Raw genomic sequence first — 25,785 nt, forward strand, 5'->3', positions numbered from 1 at the left:
AGTCAAAACGCATTATTTTGCTTTTTTGTACTGCTTTTTAGCAGCATCAATGAAGCCAGCAAATAATGGGTGTCCATCACGCGGTGAACTTGTAAATTCTGGGTGGAATTGTACAGCAATAAACCAAGGATGTTCAGGAATTTCAACAGTTTCAACAAGACGTTGTACTGGAGAATAACCCGAAATCTTCATGCCTTTTTCTTCAAGCACTGGAATATAGCGATTGTTCATTTCGTAACGGTGACGATGACGTTCAATGATCTCTTCAGAACCATAAACTTCAGCAGTTTTTGTACCTGCAACCAATTCAGATTTTTGAGCACCTAAACGCATTGTACCGCCAAGGTCAGAATCTGCATTACGTTGCTGAACCTCACCACGCTCATCTAACCATTCAGTAATCAAACCAATCAATGGTGATTTTGTAGAACGGTTAAATTCAGTTGAAGTCGCGTCGCTAATACCTGCAACATTACGTGCGTATTCGATTACAGCAAGCTGCATACCTAAACAGATACCAAGGAAAGGCACACCGTTTTCACGTGCAAAACGAATCGCTTTCATTTTACCTTCTGTACCACGTTCACCGAAACCACCTGGAACCAGAATCGCATCAGCATCTTTCAATACCTCTGCTACTTCTTGGCTTTCAAGCTCTTCAGCATTTACGTAGTCAATCTGAACTTTCACACGGTTTTGAATGCCGGCATGTAAAAGTGCTTCGTTTACAGATTTGTAAGCATCTGGAAGTTCAACGTATTTACCAACCATTGCGACACGTACTGTGTATTCAGGGTTAAGTAATGCTTCTACAACATTATCCCAATCTGTTAAATCAGCTTCCGGAAGATCGTTATAGCCAAAACGTTCACAAATTAAATCATCAACGTTTTGTTCGTAGAATGTACGTGGAATTTGATAAATCGAGCGTGCATCTTTACAAACCACAACTGCACGTGCTTCAACGTTAGTGAACAGTGCAATTTTGCGTGTTGTATCTGCATCAACATCATGCTCAGTACGGCAGATCAAAATGTCTGGCTGAATACCGATAGACAGAAGTTCTTTTACTGAGTGCTGAGTTGGTTTAGTTTTTAATTCAGCTGCAGACTTAATGTATGGGAGTAACGTTAAGTGCATAAGCATCGTACGCTTGTGACCAAGTTCAACCATTAACTGACGTACAGATTCCATGAATGGGAGAGATTCAATGTCACCTACTGTACCGCCGATCTCAACGATCGCAACGTCATAACCTTCACCTGCGCGAAGGACACGTTCTTTAATGTTGTCAGTAATGTGTGGAATAACTTGCACAGTACCACCAAGGTAATCACCACGACGTTCTTTATTTAGAACATCTTGGTAAACACGACCTGATGTGAAGTTATTCAATTTGGTCATTTTCGCACGACGTAAGAAACGTTCGTAGTAACCCAAGTCTAAGTCTGTTTCAGCGCCGTCTTCTGTAACAAAAACTTCACCATGTTGGAATGGGCTCATTGTCCCTGGATCGACATTAATGTATGGATCCATTTTTACCATGGTCACTTTTAAACCACGAGCTTCTAAAAGTGCAGCAACAGAAGCAGCTGAAATACCTTTACCTAGTGATGAAACTACACCACCAGTCACGAAAATAAAATGGGTCATTGGGTTTCTCGTACAATCGAGCCTAAATCGGCCTGCAATGTTGCGCAATTTTACTTTACCTTGTACCAATAAAGCAAAGTCAATCGGCATCAATTCATAGAACAATAAACAATTGGTTATTGTAACAGCAATTATGATAAAAATTTAGAGTAAGTTCTTATCATTTCTATATTCTTATTTACTGTTATAATGTCGCCATCCAATCCACACTTTTTTGTTTTGTGTAACTATGAATAAGAAACTTTTAATCTGCGGTGCAATCGCAACAGGTCTACTTCTTACAGCATGTGTAAAAAAAGAAGCACCAAAAGAAGAAGAACAGGAACAGGTTGAAGTTGCAGCATCTGAACCAACAGCATCTGTACCTACACAACTAGAACCAGTTGAAGAACAACCAGTTGTTGAAGAGCCGACTCAACAGCAAGTTGAAGTGATTCGTGAAGAAACACCGAATACAACAACTGAAATTCGTCGTGAACCTACAACACCTGCAGAAACTCCTGCTCCAAAAGCAGAAGCGCCTAAAGCGGCAGAAAAACCTGCACAAGCTGCTCAACCTAAACAAAACTCAGGTTCTGCACAGTCTGAAGATGACGCCGTTGCTGCTGCCATTGCTGCTGCAACACCAGCTTTAGAGAACTAAGATCGAAGTTTTATCAAACAAATGATCAAAAAAACCCGGCAATTTTCGGGTTTTTTATTGTTTCTATGTAAAGAAAAATCTGTACTCAACAATGCACTGTTTTTCTCATAACTATTCTTGTAATTTTTCAGCTATATATTCAATAAATAAACGAACACGTTTCGGTAAATGCTCTTGTTGATAATAGACAGCATGAATAAGCTGTTCATGTGGCTCAATTTGATCGTCTAAAAGTTGTACCAATCGCCCTTCTGCAATATCTTTATCTACCATAAAAATTGATAGACAAGCGATACCCATCCCATGAATTGCAAGCTCGCGGATGGTTTCACCATTTGATGCCTTAATATTTGGTCGGATCGTCAAAGGTTTCCCTGCGACTTGGATTGGCCAAGTATTCATATGGGTAATTTGACTAAATCCAAGTAAAGTATGTGCGGTTAGCTCATCAACATTGTGCGGACGTCCATGCTGATGAAGATATTCAGGACTCGCCACCAAACACAGTCGACTCTTGTAGATAAGTTTTGCATGTAAACTGGAGTCGTTTAATTTTCCAAAGCGAATTGCGACATCTGCTTTATGCTCCAATAAATCAATCACTTGATCATGATTTACCAATTCAATCTGTATATGCGGATAACGTGCATTAAATTCTGGAATCAAGGGAACGATCATATGCAGAATAAACGAAATCGCAGAATCGACCCGCACTAACCCCGAAGTATCTGCATCTAATTTCAGCAGGGAATCTTCCGCTTCGCTCAAATCATTCAATATCCGCCGTGTTTTTGCTAAAAACAATTGCCCCTCTTGCGTCAGCTTAATTTTGCGGGTAGTTCGTTCCAACAAGGTTACATTTAATTTAGATTCCAGACGCTGTAATGCGCGGCTTACACCAGATGCTGTTTGATCCAGTCTTTCTGCTGCTTTGATAATAGAGCCGCTATCTACAATGACAGTAAAAGCCTGCAGTTCCTCAATTGTCGATTTCATTGCTTATTCGAATTCGTGATTTTTAATCAATAATATATTCCAAATTCATGCATTTTTCTTCATTAAAATTAGCAGCACAATAGCATCAATTCAAAAAAAGAGAATTCCAGATGATTGTTCCCCAATTTGGTGTCGGCACCTTCCGCTTAACAGGTGACACTGTCATTCATTCAGTTAAAACTGCCTTAGAAGTTGGATATCGTGCTGTAGACACCGCACAAATATACGCTAATGAAGCAGAAGTAGGCCAAGCAATCCATGAAAGTCAGGTCAATAGAGCTGATATTTTCTTAACCACGAAAATTTGGACTGAAAATTATGCTGCCGACAAACTGATACCCAGTCTAAAAGACAGCTTAATTAAATTAAGAACGGATGCAGTTAACCTCTCACTTATTCATTGGCCTGCACCTGCACTTGGAGTCAATATTCCAGAATTAATGGGACATTTACTTGAGGCAAAAAAACAAGGTTTGACTGAATATATTGGTGTATCTAATTTTAATATTGAGCTTACTCAGCAAGCTATTGACAGTATTGGTGCTGAGCAGATTGCAACCAATCAAATTGAACTGAGTCCTTATCTTCAAAATGAACGACTTGCGACTTACTTAAAACAGCAAAATATTGATGTCACCTCTTATATGACCTTGGCTTATGGCAAAGTGCTGAATGACCCAATACTTTCTGATATTGCAGCACAACACCAAGCTTCAGTTGCACAAGTGACACTCGCTTGGGCGCTGCAAAAGGGTTATGCAGTTATACCTTCATCAACAAAACCAGCACACCTGATGAGCAACCTCAAAGCGCAAGAAATTCGATTAAGCCAAGATGAAATGCAACTCATCGCCACGCTTGATCGCAATGGACGTGAAGTCAATCCATCTGAATTAGCCCCAGCATGGGATCTATAACATGAAAATTAATTTTACCCTGCTCGCTCTCGCAATTGGTGCATTTGCTATTGGTACCACTGAATTTTCACCCATGGGCTTCTTACCTGAAATTGCAGAGGATCTATCGGTATCAATACCGCAAGCCGGTTTGTTGATTAGTGCCTATGCTATCGGTGTCATGATTGGCGCACCCGTTATGACTTTATGGCTTGCACGTTTTTCAAAACGTACAGCACTCATGTTATTAATGACAATTTTCACCCTTGGCAATCTGCTTGCCACAGTTGCGCCAGATTATTTAGGTTTAATGGCTGCGCGTTTAGTGACTAGTTTAAACCACGGCGCCTTTTTTGGCTTAGGCTCTGTCGTCGCGGCAAGTGTTGTTCCAAAAGATAAACAAGCCGGTGCCGTTGCGATGATGTTTATGGGGTTAACCATTGCGAATATTGGAGGTGTTCCGCTCGCAACTTGGGTTGGTCAAAATATTGGGTGGCGTATGTCTTTTGCAGCAATTAGCATCCTTGGACTAATGACTATTTTCGCACTATTTAAAGCACTTCCTAAAGACAAACAACGCGTTAAGCCTAATGTAAAGCAAGAATTAAAAGTGCTCACACGCCTTCCAGTTATCCTGGCCTTACTCACTACAGTCATGAGTTCAGGTGCGATGTTTGCACTGTATACCTATATCGCACCAAGTCTAAAAATATTTACCCACGCGACTCCAGAACTTATCACTTTGATGTTGGTTTTAATTGGCATAGGATTTTCTATTGGTAACCATTTGGGTGGAAAATTTGCAGATATTTCACTCGACAAAACCCTGATTGGCTTTTTAGTGTTGCTCATGCTAATGATGTTTTTGTTCCCACTTCTGGCAACGACAACCATTGGCGCTGCAATCACTTTAGTAATTTGGGGTATCGCAGCCTTTGCAGTCGTACCACCTTTACAAATGCGAGTCATGTCTGTAGCACATGATGCACCAGGCCTAGCATCCTCTGTGAATATTGGTGCTTTTAATTTAGGTAATGCCTTAGGTGCTGTCGCAGGCGCAGCTGTTCTCAATATGCATTTTAGTTATGCAGCTATTTTCTACACAGGTGCTGGACTGAGTCTTGCTGCTTTAGGATTGGTTCTACTTCAAATAAAATTAAACAGCAAGACTATACCTTGTAGTGCCATTCATTAACCCCTAATGAGAAAGCCCACAATTGTGGGCTTTTGATATAAAGCTAAATATTAAAATTACGTTTTTGCATAAAGTTTAAAAAAGTCTGCCATTAATTTTGATGCCCATGAGTGCGTATCCACAGCGCCTTCATAATAACCACAATGACTGCCTTTTTTTGTTGTAACCACTACGACATTTGGCATTTCAGCAATCACCTGTTTATAGGGTTCAAAATTTTTAATATGGCAAACTGGATCATCTTCAGCATTTAGTATCATCAACGGAATTTTGACTTGATTAAAAACGTATATTGGATTTGTCGCCTTGGCATAGCTTTCATAATCACTAAAACCCGCCATTTGGAAATACCTTCGCTCAAATTGTTCCAATGACTGACTTTTTAAAACATCCATTAATGAAGCTGTATTTTCCCACGTCGCTGCATAAGGTTCGACAAACTTTTGAAAGAGCTTTTTGGTCATCATTTTGCTATAAAAAGGATGCACATTTTTAAAGCCTAACTCTGTGTCATAGCCGGGACATAAGGCAAAAGCTGCCTTTAATGGTGTTGCCTCACCTTCCTCCCCCAAATACCGCACAAGCAAGCCCGTACCAGCAGAGGAGCCAACACCATATAGCGTTGACTTTGGAAATTTCTGCTGTATAGATTTGATTTGCTCACGTAAATCCCGAGTTGAACCAAAAAGGTTGATTTGTGGAACAGGCATTGGAAGATTCGCATGACCTCGACGTAAACACAGCGCAATACGCCATCCTGTATATTGATGCAGATCACGCACCAATTCACGCATACTTTCAGGTGTGCCTGTAATGGTATGCATCAACACAATAGTTGGTGTATCTGGTGGCAAATCTAAACCTAGCCATGCAATTGCAGTTACACCGCCATCTGGCATGTTTAGTTGTTCAATTTGATCATACTGAAGTTTAATGGTGCGTTTTTTAATGACATCAAAATACAATAAATGCACATGGGCATTCGACAACCAAGGTGTTGGCCGATATTTTTCATGTAATTGTTTTAGTTTTGGTAAGACTTGAGCCATTGAGCCTGTCGGGCTGTAATACAACTGAGGGCATTCAGCACCCGTCACTTGATCTACAAGATTTAATACAGCTTTACGACCGAAATGAACAATATTTTTCATCGTCTTACCTTGTTTTGCTAGCGCCATGGTTATAGTGATTTAACTTTATAATTCCCCATAACGAACACCTTAGATTATCAATGCAAAAAGCATGACAACACATATCATGCTTTTCACATATTGAATAAGAATACGTCATTAATATTGAACGCATGGTTTACTGTGGCTGGTATTTTGCGAAACGCTCACCCATTTTTGCAGCCAATGCTTCTAAGCCACTTTTTGGACGTAACATTACTTCAAAATCTACAATCTGACCGTGTTGGTTAAATTGAATCATATCTATGCCTTTCAGTTTCTTTTCGCCAACATTCGCAGAAAACTCAAGTACAACATTGAGGCCATCTTCACTATAAAACTCACGGTGGTAAGTAAAGTTTTCAAAAATTTGAATGACATTGGTCAAAATAAAAGTGACCACTTGCTTCCCCGGATAAGGATTAAAAGCAACAGGTGAACGAAACACCACATCCTCTGCTAATAATTCATCCAAAATAGCCATATCTCGGTTATTTAACATTTCATGCCAACGTGCAAGAGATTTTTTTGTTGTTTCAATGCTCATGTATTTTTCCTTATCATTGCTCATGCACAGCACATTCAAAACAAATGTACTGTGCAAAAGTTCCTATTTTTAATTAAATATCTAAATTATTGAAATCAATGCCTTTGTTAAATCCTCCGCCAACAAGCAGAGGATTTAGCAGAATTTAAACGATTGTTTATGCCAACCCAGCTTAGATAATCGCGGCCAATTCAGCACCTTGACGAATTGCGCGTTTAGCATCTAGCTCACCTGCCTCTTTCGCACCGCCAATTAAATGCACATTTTTACCTTCAGCTTGTAATTGCTCGTACATCGCCGTGTAAGATTCCTGACCCGCACAAATCACGACGTTATCGACTTCCAGCACACGCGGCTGACCATCTACCGTGATATGTAAACCTTGATCATCAATTTTGTCGTAACTTGCACCAGCAATCATTTTTACATCACGATGTTTTAATCCAGTACGATGAATCCAACCCGTGGTTTTACCCAAGCCTGCACCTACAGACTTAGCCTTACGTTGTAGTAAATACACTTCACGTGGTGAGGTTTCTACATCTGGGTGTTTTAAACCACCAACTTGTGCATAGGTCGTATCAATACCCCATTCATTATAGAATTTTTGTGGGTTCAAACTACCACTTTCACCTTCATGGGTTAAGTATTCTGCGGTATCAAAACCAATACCCCCGGCACCAATAATGGCAACACGTTTTCCAACGGGTTGACGCTCTTTTAACACTTGTAAATAGCTCAACACTTTTGGATGATCAATCCCCTCAATTTGCAGATGACGCGGTGTTACACCTGTTGCGACCACAATGTCATCAAACTCAGATTTCACTAATTCATCAAAAGTTGCAGTATGGTTCAACACCAATTTAATTTGCGGTAAGAGTTCAATTTTACGTTTGAAATAACGTAAGGTTTCATAAAACTCTTCTTTACCAGGAATGGTTTTTGCAATATTAAACTGACCACCAATTTGATTGGATGCTTCAAAAATAGTGACATTATGTCCACGTTCGGCAGCATAAGTTGCAAAGCTTAAACCTGCTGGGCCAGCACCAATGACTGCAATATTTTTAGTTGTCGATGTTTCTTTAAAAATTAGTTCTGTTTCATAACATGCTTGTGGATTCACTAAACAAGTTGCAATTTTCATTGAAAAAATATGATCTAAGCATGCTTGGTTACAACCAATACAAGTATTGATTTCATCACTGCGACCCTGTTCAGCTTTTTCAACAAAGAATGGATCTGCTAACATTGGACGTGCCATAGACACCATATCAGCATGGCCTGATGCCAATACATGCTCTGCCATTTCAGGCGTATTAATACGATTTGATGTAATTAAAGGTACTTTTACTTCGCCTTTTAATTTTTCTGTCACCCAAGTAAATGCCGCTCGTGGTACTTTGGTCGCAATGGTTGGAATACGTGCTTCATGCCAACCAATGCCAGTATTAATAATCGTTGCCCCGGCTTTTTCAATTTCTTTCGCCAGTTGTACAACTTCTTCAAATGTTGAACCACCATCAACCAAGTCCAACATAGACAAACGGTAAATAATAATAAAATTTTCGCCGACCAATTCACGGGTACGACGGACGATCTCAATTGGAAAACGAATACGTTGTTCGTAACTGCCCCCCCATTCATCATCACGATGGTTGGTACGTGCAGCAATAAATTCATTAATGAGATAACCTTCCGATCCCATAATTTCAACACCGTCATAACCCGCTTTTTGTGCATAGCCTGCGCAAGTTGCAAAGTCATTAATAGTACGTACAACTTCTGCTGTTGTAAGTGCATGCGGCTTCACTGGATTAATCGGTGCTTGAATCGCAGATGGTGCTACATTATCTGCTTGATATGAATATCGCCCTGTATGCAAAATTTGCATGGCAATTTTACCGCCAGCCTCATGCACCGCTTGGGTAATCACTTTATGCTTTTCAGCTTCAGCCAAAGAATCTAATTTTGAGCCACCAGCAAAGGTCACACCATCATCATTGGGAGAAATACCACCAGTCACAATTAGCCCAACACCGCCTTTAGCTCGTTCCGCATAAAAAGCAGCCATACGTTCATAACCACCTGGTGCTTCTTCAAGTCCAATATGCATTGAACCCATTAATACGCGGTTTTTTAGGGTGGTAAAACCCAAGTCTAGTGGTGCCAATAAATTTGGATAATTTGACATTTTTACTCCTTAGCGTGCTGGAAAGCTGGCTATTTTTATGATGCTTTGCTGTTGATTTTGTCCATTATTTAAATCTAACACAAAACATTATGCAACTTGTTGCACTAATTTATATGCGAGATTTGATTTTTATGCAACATGTTGCATAATAAATCTCACAAAACTTTTTGACTGAGCTGTATATGTCTTTAGCCCATGTTTTACTCACGAGCTTGATGGAAAAACCGAGTACAGGTATTGACCTCGCCCGCCGTTTCGATCGCTCTATGGGCTTTTTTTGGAATGCAACACATCAACAAATCTATCGTGAACTCAGTGGCATGATGCAAAAAGGTTGGATTAGCACCATTGAAGATGACTTAAGCCATACCCGTAAAAAAACCTATCAGGTTGAACTTTTAGGGCGAACAGAATTGGCCAATTGGATGGTTGAACAAAGCCCACCTGCACAATTACGTGAAGAACTCATGGTGCGTTTACGTGCAGAAGCACAACTGGAAAGTAATGCAGTTCTACCTGAATTAGAGCGTCATCTTGAAATTCACAAAGAAAAACTAAAAACCTACCAGTCTATTTTTGCAAAAGACTTTGCTAATGGGCATGATGATGACCGTACCCTGTATATTCATAAAATGATTTTACAATTGGGTATCGACTTAGAAATGGGATGGATAAAATGGTTAGAAACCATCATTCCACAACTACACAAATTTAATCGTTAAAACAAAAAGATAAAAAGGACAATCACATGCCGCACTATACAATGCCTGATGGCGAACAGCTATTTGTACGAGAATACGGCCAAGGTGAACCGATATTGGTGTTATCTGGTTTAGGCATGCAAAGCTGGCAATGGCATCCTTTTCTATTTGCTCAACGTAAAAACTTTAAATTCATCATTCCAGACTGGCGGGGTTTTGGTGGTTCAAAAAACTGTAAAATTCCTGAGCTTGATACAATCTCTAGCCATTGGCGCGATATTGAGTGCTTAGTCAATCAACTACCTGTCGAAAGAATTACCGTTATTGCTTATTCGATGGGGGCAACCACCACCATGCATGGTCTGAAATACGGCAATTTTGCATCCAAAATTAAGCATTACTTGCATATCGATCAAACGCCTAAAATTAGTGTAGATGATGATTGGCAGTATGGTTTATACGGTAAACGACATGCTGAATTTTTAGCTATATTAGAAGACATATCAAAAGTCCTCGCACCAAATTTATCAACGCCTTTTGCGCAGCATCTAAACCGACAAGACCGACAACAATTGATCAATGCTTGGCTGCGTTTTATTGACCTACAAAATAGTAATCCTTATGCACTGAGTGCTTTTCGCTTTGCCTATAATCAACCATTGCTTCAAAAATTAATGTTACCTTCTCAAAGTGTGGCGTATTTATATTGGTACATTCAAAATTATTTAAATCATAAAGAAGATTATCGGGATGCTCTTGCCGATTTAGTCGCACCCACGACTTTTTTCACAGGCAAGCAATCTATCCTTTATTCTGCACAGGGGCAAAATCTAATTGCGAATCGACTAGCCAATGCAGAACAAGTTATTTTTCAAAAATCAGGACACACCCCTTTACTGACTGAGCCGCTGAAATTTAAACGTGAAATTTCAAAATTCCTCAGAAAAAGTAATACTGCATAAAGAACCAATCAAAAAAGGCTCAATTTTGATCGAGCCTTTTATTTATGTATTGAGATGAGTTTTTATTTAATTAATTAAAATACCCGACGATCATATTCAATTGCTTCAAGATCATAAACTTGATAAACACAATCGAATAATGGGCGTGCCAATTCACCTTCATCATCATTACGCACAATCAAGTAAATTGGACTCATCGCAGCGCTATCAGAGAGCTTTACGTAATTAACATGTCTAAATTGCATGATTCTTACTGACTCAGGCACGATACAAATACCTTCACCTGCCGCAACCATACCCAAAGATTGTTGTAAATCTGCTTGAGTACTGAAGCGCTTAGGTTCCATTCCATATTCTAAAAATAAAGATTTAATCTGTGTCGCATAACTTTGGCCATCACTTGGTGGGTACACAAAAATTTGCTCATCCTTTAAGTTATTCAAAGAAATGCTTTTTTGAGTAGAAAGCGGATGACTCGAATGTACCGCCGCAATCAATGGTTCTTCTCGCAGCAAAACCCTTTTAATAGCTAGATCAGAAACACGGACTCGACTAAAGCATGCATCCACACGACCTTCTTTTAAAGCCTGAATTTGATCAATAGCGTTCAATTCAATTAAATTAATATTTGAATGTGGGTATTGCTGACGATAGAGATACACAATCCGTGGTAATAGCCCACACAACAACGAACCACCATAACCAATATTGATTGTGCGCTCTGTTGCACTGGCACGTTGAGTAATTAATTTAATTTCTTCCGCATTTGTCAACAACTTGACCGCTTGCTGATAAAAGAAACGACCGATCGTTGTGGTTCTTAAAGGGCGGCTACCTCGTTCAAACAGTTGTGCACCTAGTTCTTCTTCCAAATTTTGGATTTGGCGACTTAAAGGCGGTTGAGCAATAAATAGTTTTTCAGCAGCCTTTGTGAAACTCTGCTCTTCTACAACTGCGACAAAGTAACGTAAATGTCTTAATTCCATGACATTGTCCTTTAATGTCGGTTTAAATCTTTTCGTAAATGCTGAGTTTTCTCTCTATACATTTCACTGAAGTTGAAGTGAATGTTTAGAATTATGAATACGTTGGCAACAAATTTATTTTAAAGTCATGCTAATGCGAAAGTGCGAAGACGTTAACCCGACTTTAGTCTTGCAAAATCTTGCTTTGAAATACAGTGAAATTAACAATTTGAAAATTGACTTAATGCAACAATTCCAGTTAATTAACAACATTGTTGCAAATATGGAATACAAATAAGTGCTCAGCGATCTGGATGATTTTTATTGTTTTGCTCAAGTGGTTGAACATGGTGGATTTAGTGCTGCCGAACGTGCAACGGATATTCCAAAATCCAAGTTGAGTAGACGGGTCTATAATCTAGAAGAACGTTTAGGTGTTCGACTAATTCAACGTAGTTCGCGCCATTTTGCAGTGACTGACATTGGCATGAATATTTACCGCCATGCCCAAGTTATGATGAATGCTGCTCAAGCAGCACATGATTTAGTCGATCATTTGAGCACTCAACCCCGCGGTTTGATCAAAGTTAGTATTCCAGTGTCAATTGCACAAAATGAAATGACCAAGTATTTGCCTGAGTTTTTAAAGCGTTATCCTGAAATTAAAGTTCAAATGATGGTGACTAACCGTCGAGTTGACATTATTAACGAAGGTTTTGACTTAGCACTTCGTGTGCGTTCAAACCTAGACGACGATCCAAACCTAGTTATCCGTAAATTTGAAAATATCGAGCAACACCTTTTTGCTAGCCAAGCCTATCTCAACCAATTTGGCGACTTAAAAAAACCTGAAGATTTATCCCAACATCAAATTTTAAGCATGGCAGATGAACATCTCGACCAACACATTGTGGTCAGTGATGCAAATCATCATCAGAAAAAAATTAAAGTAAACCCAACCGTTATGGGCTCTGATCTTTCAATGCTCGCCTCTTTAGCCTGCCAAGACTGTGGCGTGGTGTTATTGCCCGACAGCATAGTCGCAGATCATGTCAAATCAGGTGCTTTAGTGCGAGTTCTACCCGAATGGCGTTCTGCACACGGAATTTTCCATGCCGTTTATCCTTCACGTCGAGGCTTACTCCCTGCCGTACGTGTATTTATTGATTATTTAGTTGAAAAACTCAGTAAACATTAAAATTGCCAAATTTGAGACAAAAAAAAGCTTACCCACGTGGTGGGTAAGCGAAACTTTTAAAAGTTCAGAAACTACAGCAGAATCTGTATATCGCATTGTATAGATACAATGATGTTCAGCTAAATCGTTAAAAACTCTTAATTAAAATTGATCAAACTTTCAACACCAGATAATTCAACCGTCTAAGCGTTTGATTTAGCGTTTTTGTCTATTTATGTGAATTAGACACACAAACTTTAGACTAAAGTCTAAAACTCAATCAAATCAATACCTTTTGGGTCAAATTATAGAATTTCGAGATCGTATAATTAAATTGCAGGATAGCTACCTGTACCTTCTGGCCAAGGTGATAACAATTCAAAGCCTGTATCAGTTACAACAACCATGTGTTCCCATTGTGCTGATAACGAACGGTCAGCAGTAACCACTGTCCAACCATCTTTCAACTCTTTAGTACGCGCTTTACCCAAATTGATCATTGGTTCGATTGTAAACACCATACCTTTTTTCAAAATAACACCCTGGCCTGGTTGACCATAATGTAAAACGCTTGGTTGCTCATGGTAAACCTTACCAATACCGTGACCACAATATTCACGCACAACACTATAACCTTCACGGTGCGCAACAGTTTGAATAGCAAAACCTACATCACCTAATGTTGCACCCGGTTTTACCGCATGAATACCTGCAACCATCGCTTCATAAGTGGTTTCTACTAACTTTTTCGCAGCGGGAGTAACTGTTCCAACATAGTACATACGACTAGTATCGCCATAGTAGCCATCTTTAATGATCGCAACGTCGATATTAATAATATCGCCATCTTGCAAAACCGTATCTTTCGACGGGATACCATGACATATCACTTCATTCGGTGAAATACAGGTGGTTTTGGTATAACCGTAATAGCCCACATTGGCTGGAATTACTTTCAAAGTATTTACAATATAGTCATTACAGATGTCATCTAGATATTCTGTCGTCACACCAGGCTTGACATACTCCCCGATCATTTCTAAAACCTGTGCGGCAAGTCGTCCTGAAATACGTAATTTTTCAATGTCTTGCTCGGTTTTAATCGTGATTTTGGAAGCGTTCATCTGGACATCCTCTAATTTTGATAAGCTGAATTATAGACCTTTTAGATATTTTTTTGTTTTATTCATCAATGCTTTTACCTTTCAAAGCGATCTATTTAAGCGATACATTGATGATTTTTAAAGCAACCAATTAATCGAAAAAACATATAAAAATATTGATAATTTCACCCAAAGATTAATATTTCAAATATTTTCCATTAGTTTTCAAATGTATAAATAGAACTAATTTTAACTTTTAATATATTCATGAAAAATATTATAAATTTTTAGCATAACACTTATAAATTAAGCTCCAAAAAAGCACACAATTGCACTAAAATTGCCTTTTTTCTAAGTTCATCTCCCTTTATGACAAGTCTCCGTACTCGGGATATTGTTGCCTTAGGTTTTATGACCTTCGCACTGTTTATTGGTGCGGGCAATATTATTTTCCCACCGATTGTCGCTCAGCAAGCGGGTGAACATGTTTGGTTAGCTGCATTTGGTTTCCTAATTACTGCAGTTGGTCTACCTGTGATCACGATTATTGCTTTGTCGCGTGTAGAAGGTTCGATTCAGATTTTAAGTTCGCCGCTTGGTAAAGCTGCCAGTATTTTACTGACTGTTGCGTGCTACTTAGCTGTAGGTCCTTTATTTGCTACACCTCGTACTGCAACCGTTTCTTATGAAATTGGTTTTTCTTCATACTTTGGCAACTCATCAAGTAGCCTATTAATTTATAGTGTTATTTATTTTTCTTTAGTGACCATTGTTTCACTTTATCCAAATAAAATTTTGGATACAGTAGGTTACTTCCTTTCACCATTGAAAATCCTAGGTTTAATTATCTTAGGTATTTCAGCGTTCTTTATCCCTGCTGGTATCATCCCACCTGCAATTGGTAACTATGTTGCATCACCTGTCTCTGAAGGTGTTGTAAATGGCTACTTAACTATGGATACGCTTGGTGCATTGGTATTCGGTATTGTAATTGTCAAAGCCATCACTTCACGTGGTGTAACAGACAGCAAACTGGTAACTAAATACGCAGTTATTGCCAGCATTATTTCAGGTATTGGTTTAATACTGGTTTATATCAGCTTGTTTAAGCTGGGCATGGGCAGTCATGAAATCGCACCAAATGCGACCAATGGTGCCGTTATTTTACATGCTTATGTACAACATGCCTTTGGTGATATGGGCGCTTACTTCCTCTCTGCAATGATTTTTATTGCATGTATGGTGACAGCAATTGGCCTAACTTGCGCATGTGCTGAATATTTCTCTGAACTCACTAAAATCCCTTACAAAATATTTGTATTTATTTTAGTTGGATTCTCTTTACTCATTTCAAACTTAGGTTTAACCAAACTCATTGCGGTGTCTGTACCTGTATTAAGTGCAATTTACCCACCAGCGATTGCGGTTATTCTACTCAGCTTCTGTTCAAAATTTTGGAATAAGCCTGCCCGTGTTGTAGCGCCTGTTACTGCAATTGCTTTCATATTCGGTATTTTTGATGGTTTAAAAGTCGCTGGTTTTGAAAATGCGCTACCAAGTTTTATTGCAAACCTTCCACTTGCTCAACAAAATTTAGCATGGTTAATCCCATCTCTTATTGTGTTAGTGATTGCTGCCGTATTCGACAAAGTTAAAAAATAACCTTTTATAGCTTGTCTAAAATCTGAGTTTTACCCGAATGATGATTTTATATGTGACACATAATTGTCTTGTTTTACCCAAACAGACATTTATTTGTCCCAAACTGCAGCACTGAAGAACCTCTAAAAGTTAGTGATAAGCAGCTTCAAACCTAATAAGATGGCATCACACAACACCATGTCAGAATAAAAAAATATTTTTATTATTAAAATTCAGTTACTTTTACCATACAGATTGAAATATACGCTCCATTCTATATCCACAATATCGACTTATAGTTATTGGTTTCGCGCCATAAACACTTGGTCATATCTGGTACGTTAATTGCTTTATTTATCATTATAAATATCGTGAACATTTCATTCACCAACTTTGCAGCACAATACGATACACGATATTTATTATATGAATAAAACTATTATTCTTATACGATGATCTAACATAGTTTTATGACAAAATAATGACATTTGCTATTGAAATACTTCTGAATAAGAAGTACAACAGTAAATCAATCTAGACCAAAATCATCGGTTTTGGTACACAACAATAAGGAGGGGTGGAGATGTTATCAGTACATTTCAAAAAGCAATTCTTCATTAACGCTCTGAAGGCCAATAAGAATATGGTGACGTATATGAGCACCACTATTGCTCTGATGCTAACGTTACTCATCCAAGGCTTAATTCAAGGAAATTTAAGACCTGAATACTTCGCATACGCGCTGATTGTATCGGTCGCATTCTACTTCTGGGCAGTCATTGACCATAAGTATCGAAAGCGTAAAACAACAGAATTTTAAGTTAGAAGATGGATGAGTCATCATCCATCTTGAAAAAAGAAAGTTCTAGTTAAAAACTAAAAGAATGATAAATAAAAAACATTAAACTTCACATCAGATCTCAATCAAAATCCCCTCTTCGTTTTCAATACTTCTTAAGCTTCAACGCACAAATCCATTTATAAAATTTTATAAAACAATAATATTAGGCGAAATACACAATCAATTGATTAATTAACGGATAAAATTCAACGCCGTACCCAACAGCAATCCAAATGTTCCACCTAACTCCGCAACAATCAGTAAGATCATGGCAAAGCTCATTAATATATTCGGTAAATTCCACTTACCCACCACATGCGGAGTCTTAAATTGATTGGTCGTATCTTTTAGAAATCCATGCAATATGTAGCTCAATATTGAGAAGCTAAAAAATGCGACATTAATCAGCACAAATAGTAAATTGAGTGCAGCTGAAAATATTGAAAAATATGCTAAAACTGCAAGAATCAAACTCGCAGGTGCGTAAAGCAAGCTGCTTCGATGTGCAATATCAACATAATAGTGTGCTCTTGATTGTTCAGAATTACGAATCTGAATGTATTTCCATACACCCGTTAGCATTCCTACCCATAAAAATATCCCACTAAAAATAATTGCAATTTTGACAGCCCATGTCAGTTGAGTTAGGTCCATATATCACTCTTTATTTTTTAAATTTAATTTCCCATTACTAGCCATTGTCATCGATATTTTCAGATCTGACATGACTTTAGAGTCATATTTTAATCAAGTTTCTTTTTGGAACTTATGTAAATTATAATTTAATTGACCACCTTCTATAGATAGAAATTATGTCTGCTTTCGAAAATCTTTCCATACATTGCAACGATGGTTATGAGCTAAGTGCTCGTTTCTATCCGCATCAAACCACTTCTAAACATGCTCTACCTATTTTGATTTGCCCAGCAACAGGCATTACCAAGACCTTTTACAATAGTTATGCAACTTGGTTGACTGAACAAGGTCATGATGTTTTGGTTTTTGACTTTCGTGGCATTGGTGAATCACTACATGGTCCATTGAAGCAATCTACAGCCAGCATTGTGCAATGGGGTCAACTTGATATTCCAGCAGCAATTGATACGCTCATCAATAAAACACAAGCAGCACAAGTGATTATATTGGGTCATAGTGCTGGCGGTCAGCTTTTAGGGATTGTTCCAAATTATAATAAGGTCGCAAAAGTCGTAGCCGTTTCAGGTTCAACCGGTCATGTAAAAGACTTAAAGGGTCGCACCAAATTACTTGCGCCAGTGATGTTCAATATAATTTTTCCAATTGCACGCTATACCTTAGGTTATGGCCCAACCAATGCTATTGGCATGGGTGAAAACCTGCCTAAAGACGTAGCACGTGAATGGGCTCAATTTTGTAGTAAACCGGGTTATGTCCTCAATGCACTCGGCAAAACTGTGCAACAGGATTTTCATGCGCAAGTAAACTGCCCAATTACTGCGGTTTGGAGTACTGATGATGAAATTGCGACTAAAGCCAATGTAAAAGATCTACTACGTTTATACCCCAATGCACCAACAGATATGATTGAACTAAATCCAAAAGCAACAGGTCATAAAGCGATTGGACATATGCTGATGTTTAAATCATCACATAAAAATTTATGGTCAATTATTGAAAAAGAATTACACATTTAAGTTTTAAATCACTCAGTTCGTAATCCAGCTGGGTGGCTCTTTTTCTCATATACGCTCACCTAACATCTTCTCTTCATCTCTTTTTTAATTTTTTAGATAAATGTTAACTGTCTTTATATTCAACAATCCTCAAGCTTAAAAAGTGTTATAACTTATTTTTCTCATTTTTATTCTTTTTTGGCATGAATGAAACTCGTCACAACTTGGACAGAATTGATCGTCTAATTTTATCTGCGCTCAGGGTAGATGGAAGACTCACAATTGCACAACTTTCAGAACGTGTAGGATTATCATCCTCCCCTTGTTGGACACGTTTAAAACGCCTAGAAAATTTGAAAATCATTGATGGCTACACTGCAAATATCAATCCCAAAGCCATTGGTATTAACGAGCTGTTTTTCATTGAAATTACTTTAGAACGCCATGATGATGAAATACTTGATCAATTTAGTGAAACGCTCGCCAATATGCCAGAAGTTGTTGAAGCGCATTTGGTGACAGGCGATTATGATTATTTAGTGAAAGTTGCCGTTAAAAATGCAGAACATTATGAACGTTTTTTGCGTAAAACATTATATTCAATGAAAGGCATTCGCCATACACGTTCTATTTTTGCTTTACGCCAATTGAAATCGGCGAGTAGTGCTGACTTGATGATGATTGAGTAAATGCTGAAATTTTTTTGTCAATGTGTTTTAATATACGCAGTATGAGATGAGCCTTATATGAGTATCACGCGAGTGATACGACTAGCCCCTAACCATGGGGCTTTTTAATGTCTATATGATTTTGAAGTCGTATTAAAATTTAACCGAAAAATGCAATGATACTCTGAATCACCACAGCATTCACAATATCAATAAAAAATGCACCACATAGCGGTACGATCAAAAAGGCTTTGTGCGATGGACCATAGCTATTGGTAACTGCCTGAATATTGGCAATCGCAGTCGGGGTTGCTCCCATACCAAAACCACAATGCCCTGCTACCAATACGGCTGCATCGTAATTTTTTCCCATAATCCTAAAGGTCACAATTGCGGTAAATAAAATCAGTACCGCTGTCTGCGCAAACAAAATGGTAATGAGCGGGCCTGCCAAATCGGCCAGTAACCAGAGTTGCAGTGACAGTAAAGCCATAGATAAATACAGGGATAATGACGCATTTCCGAATACATCAATGGCACGGTCGAAAATATCGACTTTCAGTACATGCTCTAGGAAGTTACGTACAATCACCCCTGTCCCTAAAGCCCAGACAAAGGTCGGTAGTTCAAACCATCTTCCCTGACTGATCTCTGTCATTTCATTCGCAACAAATATACATAGTGCAAACATCCCCAAAGTCGACACTGCATTACTGGCTGTAATCAACCGGGTTTTCTTTGGATATTCGAAGGGTGCGGTGTTGATGCTAGTATCGAGTTGTTGTTCATTGGTCTCTTGCGCTACTGTCTCTGCCAACTGATTTCGTTTAATCAAGAATTTGGCAACCGGACCACCCACAAGCCCACCAATAACCAAACCAAAAGTAGCACTTGCCATTCCGAGGACAATTGCCCCCTGTATTCCATATTGAGTTTCAAGCACTTCACCCCAAGCACCGGCAGTACCATGTCCACCCGTTAAGGTAACAGAACCGACAATCAGACCAATCAATGGATCAAGCCCAAGTGCTGTGGCTAAACTCATGCCAACCGCATTTTGTACAACTACAAATAGAATGACACAGACCAGAAAGATCAGCAGTGATTTCCCACCTTCTTTGAGCTTGGTAAAGTCTGCACTTAAACCAACAGAGGTAAAGAACATCAGCATCAGAATGGTTTGAATTTCTGAGTCAAATGTGGCACTGATATTAAAAAATTTATAGAGAATAAAAGCTGTAATCGCTGCGACTAAACCACCGATTACAGGCTCAGGTAAGTTATAGTTTCTAAAGAAGCTAATTTTACTAACAAGATAGCGCCCAATAAAAAGAAAAAATACTGCAATCACCAAGGTGCCAAAGGCATCGATTTCATAATTCATAACATTCCCTATTGGCTTTATTTTCATACAGTTTTGGGAAAGAGAGATGAAAAATCAATCACAGAAATGTAATGCAAGTTATTGTTTCTAACAATTGTTTAATTTATAGCCTGAATAGACGCAATTAACGTGATGGAATATCATAAACCCAGTTGTGCGCTTGCTGATCTGTGGTCGTTTCACAGACATAGTAATCGTGATCCCAAGCATCTTGATGGAAGATTTCCTTTTTATGGTAATTCACCTGTTTACCATTTTCGACTCAGACAAAGCTGTCACCTTGGTCTTTGACTTGGGTTCCGTTGAGGAAGCCACCAATACAGAGGAAGCGGGATTGTTTTGCCATTATTACGTCAACTTGTTCAATCATTTTTCAATGTGCGGATTAAACGCTCAAATAAATAAAGTGTAAAGTACAACTAATCCCTTATGGGAAATATACCCAATCCCCTTAAGCCACTTGTGTTACATCAGCATGTAGCGTACTAATAGCATTATATAAATCAACCAAATAATTGATAGACATATCAACTAAAGGTTCAAACATAAAAGAATTCACATGAATATGTTCAGGTGTTATTAAGTTGACTTTATCAATCAATTTCAATGCATTTTTATCGACACCTTTATTTACACATAATTTATATAATTGTAACGTTTGATTTTTTTTAATAGATGTAACTTCATCAGGCTCTAGTTTTGAGATCATAAATATCTCAGCTTTCAATCTGCAAGCAATTGCTAAAACCAACTTATCTTCTAGATCAATAGAATATTCTGAAATATTATTAACAACTAAATTACTTTCTTCAAAAACCATATCAAGATAGTTTTTATCTTTAAAATCTAAAGTAATTTCTGATTTATTTTTCAAAACTCTAATTAAATAATTATGAATTTCAGAAACTTTTATTGCACTAGTATTTAATTTAATGTGTAAACAGCTTGTCAAAAATTCACTTCCTTCCTTGTCAGATAAGTAGTCAAATAAATTTCTTACAAAAGGGATTATCCCTATAAAATTCTTTCGATTTTTATAGTTCTTCACAAAAACATTATTAAATACATCTTTTGTATATTTACCTTCAAAAAGCTTAATTCTTCCTTCATCACATTTGCTTGCCATAAAACCGCAGTCTTTTATTGACAGTCTACTATGTACTGTTCTATAGAAATCAAAATTATGTGTAAGTATTAAGGCATTTACATTAGGTTTTTCCAATAAATCTTTTATATATTCTATGATTGCATATTTATTTTTATAATCAAAAGAATCAGCAACATCATCAAAAATGAGCATAAGTTCTTGACCATCACTCAGACGTGACTCAATTTCAAACAAAAATTTTAAAATAAAATATGCTCTACTTTCCCCTCGGCTTAACAGATTCAACAGGGTGGTTTCATTATTATCTTCTAATTTGCTTCCTTTATAAGTAAAAGTTAATTTTGGTGCTGCACTCTGAAGAATGATATCTGATTGATTTTCAAGTCCAATTGTAAATGGAACATAAAATCTTGAATTAAATAGCTCTATTGTTTCTTTCCATTTTTCAATTTCTGCATTTGCGCTACTGATAATAGCTTTTAGCTCATTTTTTCTAATTTTATAAAATTCCACTATTTGATTATTTTCATTCTTTAATTTTGATATATAACTTAACCAAATATATTTCCTAAACTCCTCATAATCTTTTAATTTTACAAGCAAGTTATGATCTCTCTCAATAACACTTTTAAAAGATCTTAGTGCTGGATTTTTAGATAATGTGTTATCAATTTTTTCAAACGTATTCAATAGTTGTTCATCTTTTAAAATTTTATCCATTTCATTTTTGATTAAGGCAGAAAAGGTATCTTTCGAAGAAATAATTTCATTTGTACTTAAACTTATAGTATGCCCTGCATCAAAAAAAGAATTATCTTTAACTGAATCAAGAAGATTATTAGCTTGTAAAGTCCCAAAAGAATTATCTGACTTTCTAAAAAACTTCGATTGGGTAAGTAGTTCGTTATAACGTTGAAAATAATCATCAAGTAGGGATTCATTCTCACTTATAAATACTTTTACCTTATTCGTCTTATCAAAAACATCATTATACTTAAAACTATAACTTTCAAACTTCCCACTTAACAGAGGATCTATTCTTTCAAGATAATCAAAAATTGTTTCATCATCTTCAAACACTGATTTCAGCTCTGATTCACAATCATTACTCTGGGACTGTTTTTTCAAATTTTTGATAAACCTATTTTTTTCTTCTAATAATTCATTATAAATTTCATCATATCTTCTTTTTAAATCACTACTTGCGATAAATTTTGTTATCGATTTTACTGTATCTTTATTATTCGCATTTATAACTAATATACTATTTTTATCAATAGGTTCATTATTTATTTGAATATCAACAACAGGAACTTTTTCTTTAAATACCCTATCTTTTATCTCACTTGTTTTATCTGTAGATAAAAGATCAAATACATTTGAGAACGATGTTTTCATTGTCCCATTAGGAGCATATATTAATTGAACATTACTATCAGCTGAAAACTTAAAGTCATGTTTCAACTCCCCAATACCAAAGCAATTTTGCAAATTTATTTTTAAAATTTTATTCATTTTTATTATCCAAAAAAATAAGGGCTGATTACTCAGCCCTTATCTTATACCGCTTATTGCTTAATTATCAATCAATTAAGATTAAGACAATTGAGCAGCAGCAATTTTCTTCGTATCAACGTCTTTAGCAGCGTCTGTATAGTCGCTCATTTTGTCGAAGCTTAAATATTGGTAGATGTCTGCAGACATGCTATCAATTTGAGCTGCGTATTCTTGGTACTCAGCTGGAGTTGGTAATTTACCAAGTACAGCAGCAACAGAAGCAAGCTCAGCAGAAGCTAAGTAAACGTTTGCGCCTTGACCTAAACGGTTCGGGAAGTTACGAGTAGAAGTCGATACACAAGTAGTGTTCGGAGCTACACGTGCTTGGTTACCCATACATAATGAACAACCTGGCATTTCTGTACGAGCGCCAGCTTTACCATAGATGTTATAGAAACCTTCTTCCATCAATTGACGTTCGTCCATACGAGTTGGAGGAGCCAACCATAGACGAGTAGATAAAGAACCACCAGGAACTTTGTCTAGAAGTTTACCAGCTGCACGGAAGTGACCGATGTTAGTCATACATGAACCAACGAATACTTCGTCAATTTTCACGCCTTGAACGTCAGAAAGCAATTTAGCGTCATCTGGGTCATTCGGGCAGCAAAGAACTGGTTCAGTGATTGTAGAAAGGTCGATTTCGTACACTTTAGTGTATTCAGCGTCAGCATCAGCTTTAAGAAGTGATGGGTTAGCCAACCATTTTTCCATGTTCTCTACACGGCGCGCCATAGTACGAGCATCGCCATAACCTTCAGAAATCATCCATTTCAACATAGTAATGTTTGATTTAAGGTATTCAGCAACTTTCTCTTCAGAAAGCGTGATAGAACAACCAGCAGCAGAACGTTCAGCAGATGCGTCAGAAAGTTCGAACGCTTGCTCAACAGTAAGGTCAGTTTCCATTTCTGTAAGGTCGATCTCAAGGATACGGCCAGAGAAGATGTTCTTCTTACCTTTTTTCTCTACAGTTAAGTCGCCTTCTTGGATCGCAACGTAAGGAATAGCATGTACTAGGTCACGTAGAGTGATACCAGGTTGCATTTTACCTTTGAACTTAACAAGAACTGACTCAGGCATGTCTAGTGGCATAACACCAGTTGCAGCAGCGAACGCTACAAGACCAGAACCCGCTGGGAATGAAATACCGATTGGGAAACGAGTATGCGAGTCACCACCAGTACCAACTGTATCTGGAAGAAGCATACGGTTTAACCAAGAGTGGATAATACCATCGCCTGGACGTAGAGAAACACCGCCACGGTTCATGATGAAATCAGGAAGCGTGTGCTGCATTTGAACGTCAACTGGTTTTGGATACGCAGCTGTGTGACAGAAAGATTGCATAACTAGGTCAGCAGAGAAGCCTAGGCAAGCAAGATCTTTAAGTTCGTCACGAGTCATTGGACCTGTTGTATCTTGAGAACCAACAGTCGTCATCTTAGGTTCGCAGTAAGTACCTGGAAGTACACCTTGACCTTCAGGAAGACCACAAGCGCGACCAACCATTTTTTGAGCTTGAGTGAAGCCTTTACCAGTAGCTGCAGGTTGAACTGGAGTACGGAATAAAGTTGAAGGTGCAAGACCAAGAGCTTCACGCGCTTTAGTTGTTAAACCACGACCAACGATAAGGTTGATACGGCCACCAGCACGTACTTCGTCTAGAAGAACTGGAGTTTTAAGTTCAGATTCAGCGATTTGAGCGCCGTCTTTGAACGCAGTTACTTTAGCAGCAGCGTGATCGATCTTAAGAACGATTTCGTCACCCATGTTCATGTTCGCAACGTCAATCTCTACAGGTAACGCACCAGCGTCTTCCATAGTGTTGAAGAAAATCGGAGCGATTTTAGAACCTAAGCAGTAACCACCGTCTTTTTTGTTCGGGATGTGAGCAATTTCGTCACCGAAGAACCAAAGTACAGAGTTAGTTGCTGACTTACGAGAAGAACCAGTACCAACAACGTCACCTACGTAAGCAACTTGGTTGCCTTTCGCGATAAGGTCTTTAATTTGGTTAAGTGGACCAACTTCGCCAGGAACTTCTGGATTGATACCGTCACGTACGTTTTTAAGCATTGCATTCGCGTGTAACGGAATGTCTGGACGGCTCCACGCGTCTTGTGCAGGTGACAAGTCGTCAGTGTTAGTTTCGCCAGTTACTTTGAAAACTGTAAGTTTGATTTCTTCAGGAACATCTTTACGGCTAGTGAACCATTCAGCGTCAGCCCAAGATTGCATAACTGCTTGTGCATTTGCATTACCCGCTTTTGCTTTATCAGCAATGTCGTGGAACGCATCAAATACAAGAAGAGTTTTCTTAAGTGCTTCTGCAGCTAATTCAGCAAGCTCTGCATCATCAAGAAGTGCAACTAAAGGAGCAACGTTATAACCACCAAGCATAGTACCTAGTAGGTAAACCGCACGTTCTTTAGTTACTAGTGGAGAAGTCGCTTCGCCTTTTGCCAAAGCAGCTAAGAAAGCAGCTTTAACGTATGCAGCTTGGTCAACACCCGCTGGAACACGGTTTTCTAGTAAATCAACTAAAAATGCTTCTTCGCCAGCTGGTGGGTTTTTTAATAATTCAACTAATGCAGCTGTTTGAGCATCGTCAAGTGGCTTCGGTGGGACTCCGAGTGCGGCACGTTCTTCAACGTGTTGGCGGTAAGCTTCTAGCACGGTGTTATTCCTCTTTTTTAAAAAATTATTTACGCATTCCTGCTTTAAATA

General features: G+C 38.1%; 21 protein-coding genes and 1 pseudogene. 10 read left to right on the top strand and 12 right to left on the bottom strand.

Going from position 1 to position 25,785, the window contains the following annotated elements; translation table 11 throughout:
• Nucleotides 1–12 precede the first annotated feature (12 nt).
• Nucleotides 13–1,653, bottom strand: coding sequence for a CTP synthase (locus tag A9J31_RS13770; RefSeq protein WP_067767597.1), 1,641 nt, complete (start codon nt 1,651–1,653; stop codon nt 13–15).
• A 229-nt stretch (nt 1,654–1,882) separates the two neighbouring features.
• Here A9J31_RS13770 and A9J31_RS13775 point away from each other — a divergent pair, with 229 nt between their 5' ends.
• On the top strand, nt 1,883–2,296 hold the full coding sequence (locus A9J31_RS13775) for an internalin (RefSeq protein WP_067767151.1): 414 nt from the start codon (nt 1,883–1,885) through the stop codon (nt 2,294–2,296).
• 111 nt (nt 2,297–2,407) lie between these two features.
• On the opposite strand, the gene A9J31_RS13780 is transcribed toward A9J31_RS13775, so the two are convergent.
• Nucleotides 2,408–3,292: a LysR family transcriptional regulator gene (locus A9J31_RS13780; RefSeq protein ID WP_067767153.1), complete on the bottom strand. Its 885-nt coding sequence runs from the start codon at nt 3,290–3,292 to the stop codon at nt 2,408–2,410.
• A 110-nt stretch (nt 3,293–3,402) separates the two neighbouring features.
• Here A9J31_RS13780 and dkgB point away from each other — a divergent pair, with 110 nt between their 5' ends.
• Nucleotides 3,403–4,209 carry a 2,5-didehydrogluconate reductase DkgB gene (dkgB, locus tag A9J31_RS13785; RefSeq protein WP_067767155.1) on the top strand — a complete coding sequence of 269 codons (807 nt, stop codon included), beginning with the start codon at nt 3,403–3,405 and terminating at the stop codon, nt 4,207–4,209.
• A gap of 1 nt (nt 4,210) precedes the next feature.
• Nucleotides 4,211–5,383 (top strand): MFS transporter, encoded by a 1,173-nt coding sequence (locus A9J31_RS13790; protein WP_067767159.1) that lies wholly within the window; start codon nt 4,211–4,213, stop codon nt 5,381–5,383.
• Nucleotides 5,384–5,439: 56 nt separating this feature from the next.
• On the opposite strand, the gene A9J31_RS13795 is transcribed toward A9J31_RS13790, so the two are convergent.
• From A9J31_RS13795 to A9J31_RS13805, 3 genes are all read right to left on the bottom strand, one after another.
• The gene (locus A9J31_RS13795; protein ID WP_067767600.1) at nt 5,440–6,534 is read right to left on the bottom strand and encodes a YheT family hydrolase; all 1,095 of its coding nucleotides are present in this window, start codon (nt 6,532–6,534) and stop codon (nt 5,440–5,442) included.
• A gap of 157 nt (nt 6,535–6,691) precedes the next feature.
• Nucleotides 6,692–7,099: a nuclear transport factor 2 family protein gene (locus A9J31_RS13800; RefSeq protein WP_067767161.1), complete on the bottom strand. Its 408-nt coding sequence runs from the start codon at nt 7,097–7,099 to the stop codon at nt 6,692–6,694.
• 172 nt (nt 7,100–7,271) lie between these two features.
• Nucleotides 7,272–9,296, bottom strand: coding sequence for an NADPH-dependent 2,4-dienoyl-CoA reductase (locus A9J31_RS13805; protein WP_067767162.1), 2,025 nt, complete (start codon nt 9,294–9,296; stop codon nt 7,272–7,274).
• Between the two features lie 182 nt (nt 9,297–9,478).
• Here A9J31_RS13805 and A9J31_RS13810 point away from each other — a divergent pair, with 182 nt between their 5' ends.
• The gene (locus A9J31_RS13810; RefSeq protein ID WP_067767164.1) at nt 9,479–10,018 is read left to right on the top strand and encodes a PadR family transcriptional regulator; all 540 of its coding nucleotides are present in this window, start codon (nt 9,479–9,481) and stop codon (nt 10,016–10,018) included.
• 26 nt (nt 10,019–10,044) lie between these two features.
• Nucleotides 10,045–10,959 (top strand): alpha/beta fold hydrolase, encoded by a 915-nt coding sequence (locus A9J31_RS13815; protein ID WP_067767167.1) that lies wholly within the window; start codon nt 10,045–10,047, stop codon nt 10,957–10,959.
• A 74-nt stretch (nt 10,960–11,033) separates the two neighbouring features.
• On the opposite strand, the gene A9J31_RS13820 is transcribed toward A9J31_RS13815, so the two are convergent.
• Nucleotides 11,034–11,945 carry a LysR family transcriptional regulator gene (locus tag A9J31_RS13820; RefSeq protein ID WP_067767170.1) on the bottom strand — a complete coding sequence of 304 codons (912 nt, stop codon included), beginning with the start codon at nt 11,943–11,945 and terminating at the stop codon, nt 11,034–11,036.
• Between the two features lie 277 nt (nt 11,946–12,222).
• Between A9J31_RS13820 and A9J31_RS13825 the strand changes: the two genes are divergently transcribed.
• Nucleotides 12,223–13,122, top strand: a complete 900-nt coding sequence (locus A9J31_RS13825; RefSeq protein WP_067767173.1) for a LysR substrate-binding domain-containing protein — start codon at nt 12,223–12,225, stop codon at nt 13,120–13,122.
• A 308-nt stretch (nt 13,123–13,430) separates the two neighbouring features.
• On the opposite strand, the gene map is transcribed toward A9J31_RS13825, so the two are convergent.
• A complete protein-coding gene (gene map, locus A9J31_RS13830; protein ID WP_067767175.1) occupies nt 13,431–14,225 on the bottom strand; it encodes a type I methionyl aminopeptidase in 795 nt (264 codons plus the stop codon).
• A gap of 348 nt (nt 14,226–14,573) precedes the next feature.
• Here map and brnQ point away from each other — a divergent pair, with 348 nt between their 5' ends.
• Both brnQ and A9J31_RS13840 read left to right on the top strand, forming a co-directional pair.
• A complete protein-coding gene (gene brnQ / locus A9J31_RS13835) occupies nt 14,574–15,866 on the top strand; it encodes a branched-chain amino acid transport system II carrier protein (RefSeq protein WP_067767178.1) in 1,293 nt (430 codons plus the stop codon).
• A 562-nt stretch (nt 15,867–16,428) separates the two neighbouring features.
• Entirely contained in the window at nt 16,429–16,665 is a 237-nt protein-coding gene (locus A9J31_RS13840) for a hypothetical protein (protein ID WP_067767180.1), read from the top strand.
• A gap of 213 nt (nt 16,666–16,878) precedes the next feature.
• On the opposite strand, the gene A9J31_RS13845 is transcribed toward A9J31_RS13840, so the two are convergent.
• Nucleotides 16,879–17,340 (bottom strand): hypothetical protein, encoded by a 462-nt coding sequence (locus A9J31_RS13845; RefSeq protein ID WP_067767183.1) that lies wholly within the window; start codon nt 17,338–17,340, stop codon nt 16,879–16,881.
• Between the two features lie 158 nt (nt 17,341–17,498).
• On the opposite strand from A9J31_RS13845, the gene A9J31_RS13850 reads away from it, so the two are divergent.
• Together A9J31_RS13850 and A9J31_RS13855 are read left to right on the top strand one after the other, a co-directional pair.
• On the top strand, nt 17,499–18,359 hold the full coding sequence (locus tag A9J31_RS13850) for an alpha/beta hydrolase family protein (protein WP_067767186.1): 861 nt from the start codon (nt 17,499–17,501) through the stop codon (nt 18,357–18,359).
• A 182-nt stretch (nt 18,360–18,541) separates the two neighbouring features.
• Nucleotides 18,542–19,027 (top strand): Lrp/AsnC family transcriptional regulator, encoded by a 486-nt coding sequence (locus A9J31_RS13855; protein WP_067767188.1) that lies wholly within the window; start codon nt 18,542–18,544, stop codon nt 19,025–19,027.
• Nucleotides 19,028–19,166: 139 nt separating this feature from the next.
• Here the strand turns inward: A9J31_RS13855 and gltS are convergent, their stop codons facing one another.
• The 4 genes and pseudogenes from gltS to A9J31_RS13875 all read right to left on the bottom strand — a co-directional run bounded on the left by gltS (nt 19,167) and on the right by A9J31_RS13875 (nt 25,734).
• On the bottom strand, nt 19,167–20,390 hold the full coding sequence (gene gltS / locus A9J31_RS13860; protein ID WP_067767189.1) for a sodium/glutamate symporter: 1,224 nt from the start codon (nt 20,388–20,390) through the stop codon (nt 19,167–19,169).
• Nucleotides 20,391–20,514: 124 nt separating this feature from the next.
• Nucleotides 20,515–20,736: pseudogene (locus A9J31_RS15505) on the bottom strand (hypothetical protein).
• Between the two features lie 105 nt (nt 20,737–20,841).
• Nucleotides 20,842–23,013: an ATP-binding protein gene (locus tag A9J31_RS13870; protein ID WP_067767193.1), complete on the bottom strand. Its 2,172-nt coding sequence runs from the start codon at nt 23,011–23,013 to the stop codon at nt 20,842–20,844.
• An 81-nt stretch (nt 23,014–23,094) separates the two neighbouring features.
• Nucleotides 23,095–25,734, bottom strand: a complete 2,640-nt coding sequence (locus tag A9J31_RS13875; RefSeq protein WP_067767198.1) for a bifunctional aconitate hydratase 2/2-methylisocitrate dehydratase — start codon at nt 25,732–25,734, stop codon at nt 23,095–23,097.
• Nucleotides 25,735–25,785: the final 51 nt, after the last annotated feature.

This window comes from Acinetobacter gandensis, assembly GCF_001678755.1.
In the GTDB taxonomy this organism is placed as follows: domain Bacteria; phylum Pseudomonadota; class Gammaproteobacteria; order Pseudomonadales; family Moraxellaceae; genus Acinetobacter; species Acinetobacter gandensis.